This window comes from Helicobacter rappini (assembly GCF_900198625.1).
Lineage (GTDB): Bacteria > Campylobacterota > Campylobacteria > Campylobacterales > Helicobacteraceae > Helicobacter_A > Helicobacter_A rappini.
This window is the reverse complement of the sequence record NZ_FZPK01000034.1, coordinates 1-17,140: the sequence shown is the minus strand read 5'-3', so window position 1 is coordinate 17,140 and position 17,140 is coordinate 1. Positions and strand designations below refer to the sequence as shown.

At 36.4% G+C, this 17,140-nt stretch carries 14 protein-coding genes and 3 tRNA genes; 12 read left to right on the top strand and 5 right to left on the bottom strand.

Annotated elements, in window-relative coordinates; genetic code table 11:
• Window positions 1-4: 4 nt before the first annotated feature.
• Together C6H17_RS07140 and metK are read right to left on the bottom strand one after the other, a co-directional pair.
• Window positions 5-607: a DedA family protein gene (locus C6H17_RS07140; protein WP_005217577.1), complete on the bottom strand. Its 603-nt coding sequence runs from the start codon at window positions 605-607 to the stop codon at window positions 5-7.
• A gap of 310 nt (window positions 608-917) precedes the next feature.
• Complete coding sequence (gene metK / locus C6H17_RS07135) at window positions 918-2,078, bottom strand: methionine adenosyltransferase (RefSeq protein ID WP_005217576.1); 1,161 nt, start codon at window positions 2,076-2,078, stop codon at window positions 918-920.
• 656 nt (window positions 2,079-2,734) lie between these two features.
• On the opposite strand from metK, the gene C6H17_RS12495 reads away from it, so the two are divergent.
• On the top strand, window positions 2,735-4,921 hold the full coding sequence (locus C6H17_RS12495; RefSeq protein ID WP_005217575.1) for an autotransporter outer membrane beta-barrel domain-containing protein: 2,187 nt from the start codon (window positions 2,735-2,737) through the stop codon (window positions 4,919-4,921).
• A 131-nt stretch (window positions 4,922-5,052) separates the two neighbouring features.
• Here the strand turns inward: C6H17_RS12495 and C6H17_RS07125 are convergent, their stop codons facing one another.
• On the bottom strand, window positions 5,053-7,281 hold the full coding sequence (locus tag C6H17_RS07125) for a TonB-dependent receptor domain-containing protein (protein ID WP_020995591.1): 2,229 nt from the start codon (window positions 7,279-7,281) through the stop codon (window positions 5,053-5,055).
• 249 nt (window positions 7,282-7,530) lie between these two features.
• Between C6H17_RS07125 and fliR the strand changes: the two genes are divergently transcribed.
• The 4 genes from fliR (at window position 7,531) to C6H17_RS07105 (ending at window position 10,212) form a co-directional block, all read left to right on the top strand.
• Window positions 7,531-8,307 carry a flagellar biosynthetic protein FliR gene (gene fliR, locus C6H17_RS07120; protein ID WP_004084396.1) on the top strand — a complete coding sequence of 259 codons (777 nt, stop codon included), beginning with the start codon at window positions 7,531-7,533 and terminating at the stop codon, window positions 8,305-8,307.
• 9 nt (window positions 8,308-8,316) lie between these two features.
• Window positions 8,317-8,649, top strand: a complete 333-nt coding sequence (locus C6H17_RS07115; protein ID WP_005217572.1) for a branched-chain amino acid transporter permease — start codon at window positions 8,317-8,319, stop codon at window positions 8,647-8,649.
• Window positions 8,649-9,458 carry a thiamine phosphate synthase gene (locus tag C6H17_RS07110; RefSeq protein ID WP_005217571.1) on the top strand — a complete coding sequence of 270 codons (810 nt, stop codon included), beginning with the start codon at window positions 8,649-8,651 and terminating at the stop codon, window positions 9,456-9,458. The genes C6H17_RS07115 and C6H17_RS07110 overlap by 1 nt, the downstream gene beginning before the upstream one ends.
• Window positions 9,459-9,561: 103 nt before the next feature.
• Window positions 9,562-10,212, top strand: coding sequence for a YceI family protein (locus tag C6H17_RS07105; protein WP_020995590.1), 651 nt, complete (start codon window positions 9,562-9,564; stop codon window positions 10,210-10,212).
• A 61-nt stretch (window positions 10,213-10,273) separates the two neighbouring features.
• On the opposite strand, the gene C6H17_RS07100 is transcribed toward C6H17_RS07105, so the two are convergent.
• On the bottom strand, window positions 10,274-11,698 hold the full coding sequence (locus C6H17_RS07100; protein WP_020995589.1) for an MATE family efflux transporter: 1,425 nt from the start codon (window positions 11,696-11,698) through the stop codon (window positions 10,274-10,276).
• The gene (gene pssA / locus C6H17_RS07095; protein WP_005217565.1) at window positions 11,679-12,467 is read right to left on the bottom strand and encodes a CDP-diacylglycerol--serine O-phosphatidyltransferase; all 789 of its coding nucleotides are present in this window, start codon (window positions 12,465-12,467) and stop codon (window positions 11,679-11,681) included. Before pssA ends, C6H17_RS07100 begins: the two co-directional genes overlap by 20 nt.
• A gap of 175 nt (window positions 12,468-12,642) precedes the next feature.
• Here pssA and C6H17_RS07090 point away from each other — a divergent pair, with 175 nt between their 5' ends.
• From C6H17_RS07090 to C6H17_RS07060, 7 genes are all read left to right on the top strand, one after another.
• Window positions 12,643-13,335, top strand: a complete 693-nt coding sequence (locus tag C6H17_RS07090; RefSeq protein WP_005217564.1) for a 5'-methylthioadenosine/adenosylhomocysteine nucleosidase — start codon at window positions 12,643-12,645, stop codon at window positions 13,333-13,335.
• Window positions 13,336-13,654: 319 nt separating this feature from the next.
• Window positions 13,655-14,587 carry a polyphosphate kinase 2 gene (gene ppk2, locus C6H17_RS07085; RefSeq protein WP_005217563.1) on the top strand — a complete coding sequence of 311 codons (933 nt, stop codon included), beginning with the start codon at window positions 13,655-13,657 and terminating at the stop codon, window positions 14,585-14,587.
• A complete protein-coding gene (locus C6H17_RS07080) occupies window positions 14,574-15,686 on the top strand; it encodes a CinA family protein (RefSeq protein WP_005217562.1) in 1,113 nt (370 codons plus the stop codon). Before ppk2 ends, C6H17_RS07080 begins: the two co-directional genes overlap by 14 nt.
• Window positions 15,687-15,857: 171 nt before the next feature.
• Window positions 15,858-16,193 carry a F0F1 ATP synthase subunit C gene (locus tag C6H17_RS07075; protein ID WP_005217561.1) on the top strand — a complete coding sequence of 112 codons (336 nt, stop codon included), beginning with the start codon at window positions 15,858-15,860 and terminating at the stop codon, window positions 16,191-16,193.
• A gap of 61 nt (window positions 16,194-16,254) precedes the next feature.
• Window positions 16,255-16,338: transfer RNA gene (locus tag C6H17_RS07070), tRNA-Leu, on the top strand.
• A gap of 33 nt (window positions 16,339-16,371) precedes the next feature.
• Window positions 16,372-16,458, top strand: a tRNA-Leu gene (locus C6H17_RS07065).
• A gap of 24 nt (window positions 16,459-16,482) precedes the next feature.
• Window positions 16,483-16,559, top strand: a tRNA-Arg gene (locus C6H17_RS07060).
• The last annotated feature ends 581 nt before the right edge of the window (window positions 16,560-17,140 follow it).

Genomic DNA, 17,140 nt, shown 5'->3' with positions numbered 1-17,140 from the left:
TTACTTATTCTTGTAATATCCTGCTAGATTGAATCTTCTTTTTAATAAATAATAAAGATGCAATAAAGATAAAAATCCCCACAAATACAGCTGGCAGTGCATACGGATATGCCAATAACATTTTGATAATATCAAATAAAAATCCACTTGCATAATATCCAGCAATACCCAAAGAAATACCCCAAATGACTGCCCCAATGCAATTAATAAATACAAATTTTGTCAAATTATACTGACTAATGCCAACTGCAAGTGGCACAAAAGAGCGGATTCCATGTAAATATTTGCTTACAATAAATAAGCCCCAATCATACTTTTTTATCATAAGATACATACAAGCGATTTTTCGCCTATGTTTGCCAAACATTCTTCTTACCTCTGCTTGTTGTGTCCTTGCAAATAATGCAAACAAAGAGCTACCAAGTGCGTTACCACAAATTGCTACAATTATGCTAAAAGTTAGATCAAGTGTGCCTACACTCGATAGAGCTGCTGCTGTAAGTATTGCGATATAGCCACCACCCATAGAGTAGAAAAAGAGTATTAAATAGCCAAAATTTTCCAGATTGTTATAATCTTTTAATATATCTAGTGCTTCATTTTGCATGATATAACCTTATGTAATATTGAATTAACCACATGATTATATCTTAAAAATAAGTATAATGATATTCATTTTCTTTAAAAGAGAGATTTTACTTGGTTTCTCATGTTAAACGATAATCTTTAAATAAAAGTTGTAGATTAAAATAAGAAATAAGAAGTTTTTGGAATCTAATTTTTATATTTACTATAAAAATTAGATTGCATAAAAGCCAAATTAATGCTTTAACTTTTTTGTTTGCGGTATCGTTTGTAAGGTGCAGCATTTCTAAAGAAGATACACCAAAGAAAGCAACAAGATTCCAAACTGCATACTACTTCACCCCGCAAAATTCTCTGATCGCCTCAACTTTATCAGTTTTCTCCCAAGAAAATTCCGGTAATTCTCGTCCAAAGTGTCCATACGCCGCAGTTTTGCGATAGATGGGGCGAAGCAGGTCAAGTGATTCTATAATGCCTTTAGGTGTCAGTCTAAAGACTTTTTTCACGCACTCTGTCAGCACAGAATCTTCCACCTTGCCTGTGCCTTGCGTATCTACAAGGATTGATACAGGCTCTACCACGCCAATCGCATAGGCTACCTGCACCACCGCTTTATCACACACGCCACTTGCGACAAGATTTTTTGCCACATACCGAGCTGCATACGCCGCACTTCTATCTACCTTGCTGGGGTCTTTCCCGCTAAATGCCCCGCCTCCGTGCGGACAGCTCCCACCATAAGTATCTACAATGATTTTTCGTCCGGTTAGCCCCGCATCGCCTTGCGGTCCGCCGATGACAAATTTGCCTGTAGGATTGACAAAATAGCGGATATTATCGTTTAAATACTCTTGTGGGATTACCTTCTGCACGATTTCTTCAATAACTGAATCTTTCAAATGGCTTTGCTGTGTCTCTGGGCTGTGCTGCGTGGAGATAACGATTGTATCAATGCTGACAGGTTTGCCATCTTCATAACGCACGGTAACTTGGGACTTGCCATCTGGGCGTAAAAAGGGCAGTGTGCCATCTTTTCTTCTTGCTGCTAGTCCCTCTGTAATGCGGTGTGAGAGCCAAATAGGCAGGGGCATAAGCGATGGAGTCTCGCGACACGCATAGCCAAACATCAGCCCTTGATCCCCAGCTCCTATCTCGCCATCGGCTCTATCTACGCCTTGATTAATATCTGGGCTTTGCTCACCAATGCCATTTAGCACTGCTGCGCTGCGGTAGTCAAAGCCATAAAGCGCGTCTGTGTAGCCGATTTCTTGCACGACTTTTCTAGCGATTTCTTGCATAGGGGCATATACGCTTGTCTTTAGCTCCCCAGCGATGACGCAAAAGCCATTGCTTACAAGCGTCTCACACGCTACACGCGCATTTTTATCCCGCTCAATGATGTAGTCAAGCACCGCATCACTGATTTGGTCTGCCATTTTATCTGGGTGTCCTTCGGTTACAGATTCTGAAGTGAAAAGAAAGGATTTTTTCATAAACTCACCTTGTAATTTGAAATTTTTGTAAAGCAGAATGCTAACACAAAAAGTTAAACTACATATTGTAATTTTGATTTTTTATTATAAAAGTGTGCTAAATTGCATTGGAATCTAAAAAATGTAAACATGATGTTTTAATTATAAAAAACAGAGAAATAAATATTATCTAAACTACGAGCATAAGAATTTGGTTGAAATGTGCGTTAATTCTTTGAAGTTAAACATAGGCTGTCCAAAAAAGTATCATTATGGGGGGGGGGGGCGTGATACATCACCATCACGAAAGCAGGTCTGCAATCTAAAAAACATAGACAACAAGTCTTCAAAAGCGTCTTTAGATATTTTGTAAATTGCGAAAATTGTTATGTGAGACATGGGCTTTGCAGTGGCGATGCACAAAAACAATCTCTCCAAAAAAGCATCGCTTATACGGAATATCAATCCAAGACATACAAAAGAGAAAGCAAGTCTAGACACAACGATATTTAATCAGCAACTTTAACAATACTATTTTTATTCACACATGAATGTATAGGAAAATAAGATACACAAAGTTTTAAACAATGTTTCTATTGGTAATCTTTAGCAAACTTTTTTAAAAACATCTTATTATCATAATCATCTGTAAATGCTTATAGATTAGAATCTCTCGCATGAAAAAGGAAGTTGTTATATTAGTCTTATTGTCTTGTCATGCTTTGCACGCAGACTACACAGGGCATTTACCCAGCTCTATTGTGTTGCAAAATGGAGAGAATCTAAGCCATAATCTCACTGCAACATGTGGGAATCAATACTGCTATGCTGGTTTGCCAAGCGCGTTTAATCCAAATGCCTATGATTTTTCCTATTCTACCAATAACGGCACCTCAAGCCTTACCATAAATGCTGCTATGCCACAAGGCACAACGCAAACTCTGTCTATTTTCTATGTTGGGAATCTTAGTGTAGGGAGTAACTCAAAACTTAGTTTAAATGACTTTCATACCCTATCAATACAAAAAGGTTTAACCTTAGGGGCTAATGCGACTTTAGAACTTACACTGCAAAAAGGCAAAAAAATTAATGCAAGCGAGTTTGGTCCATCATCAAAAGTTATATTTTCACGCAATGCTGATTTGGTTTTGCATAGTGGTGCTTTATTGAATGCAACCAATATGGACTTTTTCATCGTAGATTCTAATATTACTATCCATGATGGTGCGAAATTGAAAGTGGAATCTAACACAATAAGAATACAAAATGTGCTACAAAATAGTGGCACATTAGAGCTAAATGGAGTTGTATGGAATGTTGGACAAAGCACAAATGGCATAGATCTTGCAACTTCACGCTTTAGCAATACTGAAGGCAATGTAAAAGTTAGTGGAGATTTTAATAATGGTGGTAAGCCAACAGCAGACACGATAGCTGGTAGCTTTTGGCAGAATGACGCGCCAAGCCCTGGTGGTGGGGATCTCATCAATTATGGTGGCACTATACACATTACAGGAAAGCTTATAAATCAGCAAGGGGTAGAGGGAAGTAGGACACAAAATTCTAGTGTGCAAATCTATGGCGGAAAGATTAAAGTCGATGGCGGCATGACAAATGATGCAAATAGCACATTAATCTTTGGTGCATATAAAGGGCAAATGGGGCAACTAGAGGGAAGTCTTACAAATAATGGTAAAGTAGTCGTTGATACTGCCGGTGTGGCTATGGGCAGCCATAGTCTTATTACAGGACAAATAAGTGGCGATACAAATTTTGAAGTGATTTTTAGAAGCGGGGCAAATGAATTTATCGGTGCAAATGTTGTAAATGGTGCTTTAGAAATCAAGGCAGATTCCGCAAAGATACAAGATTTTCAGCACACGCTTACAGATAATGAAAAAAGCATGATAAACGCACTTGATAAGCAGATAAATGGAATCTATACTTATGGTGGCAGCTCTCTTCTAAGAAATGTTGCTAGAGATTCTGTAAATGGCGTGGCAAACTCATTTATTAATGCACCTTTAGCGATTTTAGATTCTATGCAAACTTATAACACAAGCTTTTCTCACACGCAAAACTTTAGCATAGGGGCATTTGGTGGCGGTATTATGAGTGAGAGTATGGGTGGTGTGATAAGTGGTATTAGGGCTAGTTACAACACAAGTTTATACTCCCATTTACTTGCAACACATTTTGCCTATGGATATGGCTCGATGAATCAGCATTTTGAAACTTATAAAGGCACATTTCAAAGCCATGCGTTAAGTTTTTCTCTCATGGATAGAATCTTATTAGAAAAAATCAATATCGATATAGGCTTGCATGGGACATTTGGCTTTTTTGCGACAAGAGATATATTGCAGTTTTCTAGCACAAGCACAGCTTTTAATAGCGATTTTAACGCGTATAATCTCAACGCAAATGTAAATATAAGCTATCCATTTATTTTTCAAAGCTTCTCCATAGCCCCAGTTGCAGGGCTTAGACAAAGCATAATCACACAAAGCCCATATCAAAACAACAAAGCCCTAGAGATACAAAGTAATGGCTATACAAATCATATTACAAGCATGATTCTAGGTGTAAATCTAGCATATAATCTCAATCAAGTAAGCACATTTTTTATAAACTTAGCATACGAACCGATACTCTATCATTCACAAAAAAGCACAAGTGTTATATTAAATCAGCAAAATCTCACCTTTGACACACTATCATCACTTCATACATTTAACATGCAAATGGGTGCAAACTGGCAGATAAATAGCAATATGAAAACAAGTCTTAATGCTTTTTATAAGGCAGGTATGAGTAGTAGTCATATCTTTGGTGTGCAAGCAAACTTTGGATATGAGTTTTAACTTTGCCTTTAGACTTTATTATTATTGTGTGAGATTGCTATCTGCTACTAAGCTAACCATTAAGCTACAGGGTTAAACACTTGCAATAATTGTAGGTATCATTTTAACTCATGCTACAATCATAATAGAATCTAAAAATCCATATTCACACTAAACCAATATCTTCTGCCTTCGGCAATGTAGTTATACAGATTGCCAACCAATGCATTGCCGGTATAACTGCTGCCATTGCTGCCGCTTTGTTCCCAACCATATTGTCTATAATCTGCGAAGTTTTTGTCTAAAAGGTTATAGATAGCAAAATTTACTTTAAATTTCTCATTAATTCTATAAGTAGCCCCTAAATGTAAAAGCATAAAAGGTTTATAATATGCCCCTAGCACTTGCTGTTGTGCTGCATCTGTGCCCGGTCTCAAACCTCTAAAGCGATTACCTTGCACTTCACTCCGTAAATATACATGTAAATCTTCCCATGTATAGCCAAGCTTTGCGTTAAATCTATGGTCTAGCGTGTCTGTGAGTGGTGCACCTTTGAGATTGCCTGTTAGTTGCTCGCTGCTTGTAAAAGTATAGCTTATATCAAAATTTACTCCATAAAGTGGCTTTATCCCCGCATAGAGTTCTACACCTTGTATATAGGATTTATCAACATTTATCGCACGAGAACAACCGCGTTGAAACTCGCCGCCACATATGTCAGGCTTACTCGAAGTAGCTAAAGTCTCCGAGCTAATCTTATCCCAAAAGAGACTATAAAAATAGGTGATTCCAGATTCAAAATAGTCATTATCTGTAAGAGCGGTCATCTCAAAGCTTAGACTTGTTTCAGGTTTTAGGTTTGGATTCCCTAAAAATGCAAGTCTGCCTTGCGATCCAAAGCCATATTGTCCATCTATAAGCTGATTAAGATAGGGGGCTTTATACCCCATACTTACGCCACCTTTGAGCGTTAGCCAATCAGGGATAGCTTCATAAACCAAATATGCCTTTGGCGAAGTGTTAAAGCCAAAGCGTGAATTATAATCTTCCCTTAGCCCTAAAGTAAAGCGAAATCCATCAAAGGCTTCCCATTCATTTTCTGCGAAAAGGGCGAAAGTGTGTTGTGAAAACTGACTAGGCTTTGCTACCATATCCTGCATCCATGAAAACCAGTATTGAGCCCCAACGCTTAGGTAGTTGTCATAAGGCAGGTCAATAAAGCCCTTTGATTCTAGAATCACATCTTTACCAGCTATTTGTCGTGGGTTATTGGGCTTTGTATTTGTCATGCGTCCATCGTTATTGCTTTGATTAAACTGCAATGAGTTTTCTATACTCCATGTGCCATAGTTGCCTTTATGTGCGATGATATTGTTGTTTCTACTTACAATATAGGCATTTGCTGTGCTTGTGTGTTGCCCTAACTGCTCTTTGCTATTATCATACCATTGACTCGCATAGCTTGTATCAAAATAAATATGATTATTAGAATCTAGATTCCATAAAAGTCTGCCACCAATATCATAGATATGTGCCATAGTGGGATTACCGATAAAGCCTGCGCTATCGGTTATCACATCGCCTATATTTGGGAATGTTGGTGAGCCGCTGCTATTATTCGGCTTATTTTGTGTAATTGTATATTGATATTTCACATCGGAGGGTTCTCTAAAGTAGTAACGCGCCCTTAGCTGTAGCCCAAGCTTATCCTTAATAATAGGTGCTACACCAAAGAGATTTAGCATGTAGCCAGAGCCATATTGTCTGTCTTCATTTTGCGTTGTTTCTAGCCCGATATTCACAGCGTATTTATCAAAACTCTTTTTTGTAATGATATTAATCACACCGCCAATCGCATCACTCCCATAAAGTGTGCTCATAGGACCACGGATAACCTCAATCCTCTCAATCGCACTCAAAGGTGGCATAAAGCTCGTATCAGCCTGACTCCAACCCGCATTTGTCGTATTAATATCCCCTGCGACACTTGTGCGTTTGCCATCGATTAGAATCAAAGTATAGTTTGCTGGCATACCGCGGATAGATATTTTTAATCCACCTGTTTTTCCTAACTCTGTATTGACATCAATGCCCGGAATATCAGCAATAGCTTCTGCTAAATCCCTATGAGGCTTATTCTCTAACTCTTCTCTGCTAATCACGGTGATAGAAGCGGGAGCATCTTTTAGTAGTTGTTCTGTGCCACGCGCAGTCGTTACGACTTGTTGTAGTTTATAGTTTTTTGCTTCTGTGTTTGTGGTTGATTGTATTTTGTCGTCTTGTGTATCTGCGAGCATAAAGCCAGATAACACCAAAGAGAGTAGAGAATAGTGTGAAATACGCCTTGAAATAACACGATTTTGCATAGATTTTGTTAGCATTAAATATCCTTGTGTTTAAAAATACCATATTGTATCATAATAATTTATAAATTAATAATCAATTGTATTATTTTATTTTAAATTATATAGGAATTATTATTATAATATTATTTCACATTTCACCCAAACTTCAAAACACTTTAGAATCTCAATAATCTCATGCTATAATTTTATTCCTAAGATTCACTAAGATTCATTAAAATTAAGATTATTTGTATTTCGAGTTTTGTATCAAAAGTAAGGTTATTTATGCTTGATTTTCTCCCCTATATTACAAATGCAAATGTTATGGCATTTTTAATGCTATTGTTGCGTTTTGGCGGTATTCTTGCATTTTTCCCTTTTTTTGATAATCAAATCTTGCCTGTAAGTGTTAGGGCGGCTCTTGCCTTTGTGCTTGCAGTTGTGTTTATGCCGATGGTAACACATATTATTTCTTATCCTAGTCTAACGGCGTTTATGATTGGTGGCTTGTTTGAAATTCTTTTAGGTTTTACTTGTGGACTTGTGTTGCAAATCATCTTTTCATCTATCGTATTTGCCGGGGATTTGGCAAGTTTTTCTATGGGTTTGACTATGGCTAGTGCGTATGATCCTATGAGTGGGACTACAAAGCCTATAGTCTCTCAAGTTGTGGTGTTTTTATCAATTCTTATGGCATTGCATTTTAATTTTCACTATCTTTTGCTTGATATTATCGCGCGAACGCTGAATGATACGCCACTTGGTGGTTTTATGCTAAGTGATAATATTGTCGCATATTTTACAAAGTCATTTGCAAATATGATTCTAATCGGCTTTTCTATGGCGTTTCCTATTATTGCTGTGTTGCTTTTGACTGATATTATTTTTGGCATGATTATGAAAACTCACCCGCAATTTAACCTGCTTGTGATTGGTTTCCCTGTGAAAATTGGCGTGGCTTTAGTGATTTTAGCCATTATTGTGCCTAGTATTATGCAGCATTTTAGATATGATTTAAGTGAGGGCATGAAAGTATTATGGAAGATTCTAAGTCAAGATTAAAGGGGTAATATGCTATATATTATGATACTTTTTATAGCCTTGCTTACGGCATTAACGAGATTCTTGCCATTCTTTATTTTTCGCAATAAAGCCCCAAAAGTTATCACAGATTTAGGCATTCTTTTACCCCCTAGTCTTATTGCTATGATATTTGTGTATTCATGTAAGGATATGTTGGGCTTAGATAATATTGATAATGGGGTCTATGGGCTTATTGGCATTATTTTTGTGCTATTTTTACATGTTATGTTTAAGAATATTTTAGTGAGTATTTTTTGTGGCACACTCTTTTATCTTATTTTGCGTAATTATGATTTAATATCTAGTTTAATGGCTTCTTGATGTTATCCTATCTCATTTTATCCCCAGCATATTATGCTGATGATACATTATATACAAAGCTACAATATGCTTATGCTATGTTAGAATCTAAGGGCATGACGCTAGATTTTATCGCATTTCGCTATGATAATAGTGATATTTTATCTGCGAATGAGTATCATAAACTATTTGAAACATATAGATTCTGTCAAACTCATAACATAGCTTTATTACTAAATCTCTCTATCTATAAACTTGAGACACTCGTCCTTTTATGGCTACATGGCTTTAACTTAGGCATACATTTTAAGGAATCTGATATATCTCTTTTGCGTGATAATATCTGTAAAGATTTAAAGCAAAGCCATGCTTTAATATATTCTCTGCAAGATAACATGAGTTTGCATGAAAAATTAAAGATTCTTTATAGCACGCTTTCTCATACAAGTATCGCAAAAAGTTTAAAGCTATTATGTGATATAGAATCTTTTTCATACTTTCTAACTCCACTCAATCAAGCCTTAAATACTTATGAAAACTTAATGCAAGAAAATAGGCTAGATAAAAGATTCTATCCTATTTTTGTAAGCACACATAATTTAAAAGATTTATCCAAAGTCCTATCACTTGGGGCTAACTACGCTACAATCAGCCCTATATTCTATGATAAGGGCAATAAGGCTTTAGGTTTGCCATATCTACAAAATTTGCCTTTGCATGTAAAAGAGAGGGCATTTGCATTAGGTGGTATAAATAGTGATTTAAGAGTGCATGAGATTAAGTCATGCGGTGTAGCTGGATTTGCTTCAATTAGTTATTTTTTACGATGATTATCCTATTTTTAGTCTATCAGCTTAAAAGAGTGAATTAACCCTTTTTATGCTTAGATATGTTAGAATCTTAGGCTTTAAGTAAATAAAATAAAGGTTAAATATGAAAAAACTTTTTACTTTCATGCTTTTTTGTGTGATTCTTCAAGCAAAGGAATATGTTATCGATGAGACGCATTCAAGTGTGAGTTTTAGTGTAAAGCATTTAAGTGTCGCTGATACCATAGGGCATTTTCAAGAGTTTTCTGGCACACTTGATATTGAAAATAATGCGATTAAGAATCTGCAAGGGCAAGTTGAAATCAAAAGTATTAATACCTATAATGCCGCACGAGATGAAGAGCTGCTTTCAACAGATTTTTTTCACACCAAAAAAGCCTTTTTACAATCTATCTCATATAAAAATAACATTTTACGCACAAAACTCACAATAAACAATATTACAAAAGAAGTAGCCTTTAAGGTAAAAATCACAGGACCAATACGCAATCCAAGCCTATCCTTAAAAGAAAAAAGCACAAATACTAATCCTTTCACATTGCAAACAACCGATATGCCATTGCAAAATCCGCATTTAAAGACAAATGATTCTAGCACAGATTGCGGCTGCTATGTCAGCTATGGTGATAATGTCATCGGCGTAGAATTACATGGCAAGATTAATCGCTTTGACTTTAATATCGCTACAACCACCCCAAAAGAGCTTTTAGGCGAATATGTCAATATAAAAATCATATTAGAAGGGTCTAATTAGATTATAAAGATTCAAATATCACATAGACTGCATACAAAAGATAAAAATAGAATCTGTATAGCTATTTCCCCGAACGCTTTGTAGTATAGTATAAAACCACAACACTCACGCATAAAGCACAGCATTGTGATATAGGATAGGCTATCCATGCGCCCATGATTCCATAATAATGTGTCATAAGTGGTAGTAGCACAACAATGAATGCAAGTGTGTAAGCTATCGTTACGACAAAAGAAGCTAGGGCTTGTTGTAATGCTTGCAAGTAAAATGCAATAATTAAATTCACACTCAAAAAGACATAGCCAATAAAGTAAATATTGAGTGCCACCCCGCTTTGTGCCTTAAGCTCTAAATCCTTTAGATACAAGGACACAACAAAATCACTAAAAGTAAAGAATAAAGCGTATAGAACACAAGATAGCCCCAACGCTACATAGATATAGAATCTTAGAATCTCTCTCAAACGATTAAAAAGTCTCATGCCATAGTTAAAACTTGCAATAGGCTGTATAGATTCTGCTAATGCTATCATAATGGTAAAAAAGTTAAATCCTGCATAAAGAATAGCACTATATATCGCAAGGGCAGACTCACCGCCAATATCTTTTAAGATCTGATTATAAAGCCACATGACAATGCCTACACTTGCTTCACTTGCCGCATAAGGTGAGCCATATTTTATCGCTCTTCCAAGCAGATTCCAATTAAGCACTTTTACAAAATATAACTCCCCGCTTTTCTCACAGATAAAGGGTAATGCTGTTCGTATTTTATTGGCTAGATTTTTATTAAAAAAGCCAAGTAATAATGCCCTATGTCTAGATTCTATATAATGCCACAATAACACAAGAGAGCCGATAATATGCCCTAAAGTCGTAGCATACGCACTGCCGATAATGCCAAACTCCCATACAAATAAAAAGAGATAGTTAAATATCACATTGCAAATAGCCCCAAGAAACATAGCAAACATAGCAAGGCGGGGACGCTTATCATTCACCACGCATATATCAAGCACAGGATGTAATATGATTCCAAAAAGTCCCACACAAGTCCCACGCAGATAATCCACCGCCATATCATGCACATTTTGTGTTAAACCCCGCGCAAAAAAGTCAATTACAGAACTAGCATACGCATAGCACAAAACACCAACTAAAAGCGATAAAGGAAAAAGCAAATACACAATACTACTAAAAATAGCCCTTGCAATATTCGCTCTCCCTTTTGCAAGATAGTAGCTAATAAGAGTTGCTCCACCTAAAGAAAACATAAGCGAACACGCCATCATAGAAGGAAATAGGGGCCATACTACAACGATTGCTTTCATAGCGTCATCGCCAAGCTTTTTATTAACAAAAATGCCATCAATGGTGGAATAACTAGCCATTGCAAGCATGGCTAAAAGCATGGGGATAAAGTAGTTAAAAAAGAGTTTTGGGATACTATCGCTTGCTAGATTGAGATTATTCTTTGCGTGTGCCATTATCCCCCTTTATCTCTTCAATATCTTTCTTTTTCATTGTGATTCTAAAAAGCACGATAAAAATCCATCTTATAACACCATAGATTATATACGCACTCAAAAGCACACAAAGGGCTAAAGATGGCTGGGCGATAACAAACGCAAGGGCTATTAAAAGCACGATGAAATATTTTAGATTCCATTGCACCTTTTTAAAGCTTGGATAGCGGATATTACTCACCATAAGAATAGCAATGAAAAACGCAAATATAAGAAAAACATAGGTATTTGTGCGTAAAAACTCAATCCAGCCAAAAAAACTCACCTTTTGATGTTCCACCACAATAATCCATAAGCACACAATAGCCGCCGCAGAAGGAATAGGAAGCCCAATAAAAGAATTTGTCTCAACATTTGTTGTAATATTAAATCGTGCAAGTCGAATAGCCCCAAGCACCACAAATAAACCGCTAATCGCCACGCCATAGCGACCATAATCATGCCCTACATAAAAATACAATAGCACCGCAGGGGCAACACCAAAAGCAACAATATCAGCAAGAGAATCAAACTCTACCCCAAACTTACTCGCTGTGTTTGTAAGACGGGCTACACGACCATCAAGCCCATCTAGCACCATAGAAAATAAGATATACCAACAAGCCGTTGTAAAAGCCTTAGAATCTGCTTGCACCAAACCCTTATGTGCCATAAAAATAGCCATGACACCTAAGAATATGCTACCTGCTGTAAAGAGATTTGGCAGGATATAGCGGGGACTAATTTTCATAAATATTTCCTTTTATAAGCATATAAATACATTGAATCTAAAGAGTTTCAAAAAGCTTAATTTTAGCATAGTTTTAGATAAGTTGTTACTATTTCTTATAGTCCTAATTTTTATAGCACAAGGATTCTATATTATGTTATAATCAGCGTTTTAATTTACATAGAAAAGGAAAAATATGACAATAGGTATTATTGGGGCTATGCGTGAAGAGATTGTGCCGCTTTTAACACTTTATAAAGAATATGAAAGCATAGAAATTGCAGGGAATGTGTATTATAAAATCACATATAAAAACGCAACGATTATCATCGCGTATAGCAAAATAGGCAAGGTGCATGCAGCAATCAGTGCGACTACCATGATACTACGCTTTGGTTGCGAAAAGATTATTTTTAGTGGTGTTGCAGGGGGATTGGCAAAGGGGCTAAAGGTTGGAGATTTATTACTTGCAACAAAGCTATGTCAGCATGATGTGGATATCACTGCCTTTGGACATGCTATGGGCTTTATCCCTGAAGGTAAGCTTTTTTATGAAAGCGATAAGCAGCTATGCGACATGGCAAAGGAAGTGGCAAAAGATATGGGGCTTAGTATAAAAGAGGGCATTGTGGCAAGTGGAGATCAATTTATCGCAAATCAGCAGATAAAAGATTCTATCGTAAAAGAATTTAATGCAATCGCAGTAGAAATGGAGGGGGCAAGTGTAGCCTGCGTGTGTGATAATTTTAAAATCCCATATTGTATCTTCCGCTCTATTAGTGATAGTGCCGATGGAGAGGCTAGTCAAAGCTTTGATGAGTTTTTAGAATCTAGTGCAAAGATTAGTGCTGATTTTGTTTATAAGATTGTGGATAAAATCCTGCTTTAACAACCGATTGTTATCGTTTAGCCTTGTTAAGATTCTGTAATATCATGAGAGTGAATTTGTATAATTTCAAAGGCTAATCATGTCAGACAAAGTCTAAAATGAGCAGAGTTAAAGCTAAATTATGAAATTTAATATTTAAATTCATAAAATATAGGAATTTACACAATCATAAAGCACAAATAGTTATAAATAAAGACAGATTCTGCATTAGTTATCCTAAAAATACACACCTACACACTCTATCACGGCTATTTTAAGTAAATTTTAATAAAATATTGAGTATGCTATACTTTTTTACTTTAAGATAAAGGGGCTTATAATGAGCAAAAAGCAAATTGTCGTTCGACCTGAAGAGTCAATGGATCCACAAGAGGTATATAGCAAAAAAAAGGTGATTAATAAACGCCATTTGTTTAAAAATGACTTTTATGAGAAAGAGTTGCGTAAGCTAGAAATAGAGCTTGTGAAATTGCAAAATTGGGTTAAAAAGACAAATCAAAAAATTGTCATTATAATGGAAGGTAGAGATGGTGCTGGTAAAGGTGGCACGATAAAAGCGCTTACTTCTCATCTTAATCCTCGTGGTTGTCGCATTGTTGCACTGAATAAGCCCACAGAGCAGGAAAAAACTGAATGGTATTTTAAGCGTTATATCACTAATTTGCCATCTGGTGGTGAAATCGTATTCTTTGATAGAAGCTGGTATAATCGTGCTGGTGTTGAAAAAGTTATGGGATTTTGCACACAAGATGAGTATAAAGAGTTTATCTATCAAGTGAGCAACCTAGAACAAATGCTTGTTGCAAGTGGCACAATGATTTTTAAATACTTCCTTAATGTTTCGCAAGAAGAGCAAAAAAGACGCATTGAAAGAAGAAAAAACGATCCATTGCGTATGTGGAAATTAAGCCCTATTGATGCCAAGTCTTTGAACTTATGGGACGACTATACAGAAGCATTTGAAAAAATGTTTTCACGCACACATACACCATATAGCCCTTGGATGATTGTAGATTCTAATGATAAAAAGCGTGCAAGACTAAATGTCGCAAGGGATTTATTAAGCAAAGTGGATTATGAAGATAAGGACCAAAACTCTGTATGTTTGCTTGCTGACCCAAATATCGTGCATTTATATTCGCAACAATCAAGCTTTATCAAGAAGAATAAAGACTTTAAAATCTTTGATAAAGAAAAAGATAAAAAAGATAAAAAAGACTCTAAAGATTCTAAAAACGATGAGAAAAAGTAAATCTCATTTACCTAAAAAACGCGTTATGAAAGCATTTTCTAACGCAATTAAAGCACTCAATACAGAATCTTCATCAAGTGAAAATAGGCTGGGTGGTAGTATCTCTAGCCATCATAAGAACAAACAGGGAGACACTTCTTTATCACATTACACCATAAAAGATTCCAATATGCAAACCCGCACAATTGATAATAATGAAATATACTTTGAGATTATAGGCTTTGAGCAAAGTAGTGCTATGCAGATAATCTCACATTATGCTATGGATTGTTCTGTATCCTTGAGACTTGCAGATTCTGTGCCACTGCACTCTAGTCTTATGAGTGAAAATTGCGATAAGTTAGCAAATAAAGAAAATCTAGCCAAAAATAGCAACAACGCGCTACCCGCCATATTATCGCAAGAATACGGCATAATAGCACAAGGTTCTACACAGAATCTAGACGCATTTTTTAAGATTCTAGATTCTCTATTTGCAGAGCGACTTGTAAAGGGCGATATCGCAACTTTTGTGGTGAAAAAACTGCAACAACATAATTACAAACTCTGTGTTGCTGAATCTTGCACAGGTGGAGTTTTGAGTGCGATGATTACAGCTATTAATGGTGCGAGTTCTGTTTTTAAAGGTGGGATAACGACTTATAGCATTGAATCTAAACAGCAGATTCTAGGCATAAAAGATTCTGTATTTAGAGAGCATAGCGTGTATTCACAAGCTTGTGTAAATGCGATGGCAAGGGGAGCGATCGACTTATTTCAAGCCGATATTGCCATTGCCACAAGCGGATTAGCCACATATGATGATAGCCCTAATAATTTCTTGCATTTACCCGCTGGCATGGTTTTTACCTGCATTCTCATACGCGATAGATTGCCAATAAATATTGCCTATAACTATCTATTAGATACAAATATAGAGGGCAAAGATTCTAAAAACCCCACCCTTTACACTCCGCACACACATATAGATTCTAGAATCTTATCCAAATGGGCGGGTGCAGGGTGTAAGGGTGCAAACTTTATAGAATCTAGAATCTTCGTGCAGAAAATGGCTAGTTTGCAAGCCTTGCGTTTGCTTTTAAGCGCCATTGCGAGTTAATATTAAGATTTTGACATACCCAAGGAAATTTCATGTTATTTTATTGTGGTTTTTCTGTTAATATTTAGCAAATTTTAAGGTAAAAAAAGATAGAATAACCCCCATGCTTTGCAAGTAGGGGGCATATCCGAAAACAAAAGTGTGAGTTTATTTTATTAATAAGGAATGAGTATGAAAAAGCTTCTTTTATTCTTTTTCGCATGTGTTGGTTTTGCACTAGCTGCTGATGCAAAAGCTGGTGTAGATGGTATTAATGGTGCTGATTTAGTGATGGCACTTTCTGTTCTTGCTGGTGTTGTTGGCTTGGGTATTGCAGCCCTTGGTGGTGGTATCGGTATGGGTCATGCTGCTGCTGCGGCAATCTCTGGCACTGCTAGAAACCCCGCATTAGGTTCTAAATTGCAAACAACAATGTTTATTGCAATCGCTTTGATTGAAGCACAAGTTATCTATACGCTTGTATTTGCTGTTATTGCAATTTATGTGAATCCTTATCTTGCATCTTAATTGTTTGTATAAAGATTCTTAAAACTTTTTAGTCTCCCTTTGTTCTAAAAGGGGGATTTGTGCGCTGGTGGTGGAATGGTAGACACACCATCTTGAGGGGGTGGCGGGGCGACCCGTGTGAGTTCAAGTCTCACTCAGCGCACCATCTTCAAATAGAATGATTAAAGCCACGCATATAGCCGGAGTGGTGAAACTGGTAGACGCGCTAGACTCAAAATCTAGTAAGGGCAACCTTGTGTCGGTTCGAGTCCGACCTTCGGCACCATTCAATTCAAATTTCATCGATTTTGTCCTGATAGCTCAGCTGGATAGAGCGTAAGATTCCTAATCTTAAGGTCATGGGTTCAAATCCCTTTCGGGACACCACTTGATTTATATAGCTTATCGCAACTCTTTCTTGTTTTCAGTCAAAGCAATTTTGTTGATTTTAATGCGATTTTTTATCAATATTTGTGTAAGACTTGATTGCTTTGACCAAAATATCTTAGGGTTAGATAATTTAATATTGTTTTACACAGGCTCTTGAATTTGTTGGATTAATTCAAGGTTCAAAAAACTTTCGCTATCCCTATAAAAAAGTTGGGAATCTTAAAATACATTCCCCATTCTGCCATGAATATCGATTTTAAGTTTGGCTTGTTTGTAGGGGGGAATACCCCATTTCTTACCATAGAAGTACAATGTGTGTTTCAAATGAGTTTCAAACAAAGAATATAAAAGTTCTACATGTTATAGCAGTCCATTTTCTAAAATTAGATTCTTAAAAGAAAAAAAAGGGGGGGGGGGGGGAGTAAAAAACATAGGATTGTAAAAGCAATCATTTGGCTAATATCTCATCAGCACAAACAAACAGAGAACTATGAAATTAAAATTAACATTCAAGGATTAAATGAAAGTTTTATAGCTCTTTTTAATTTAAAAATACCCCCTCCAACCACAAACTCCAC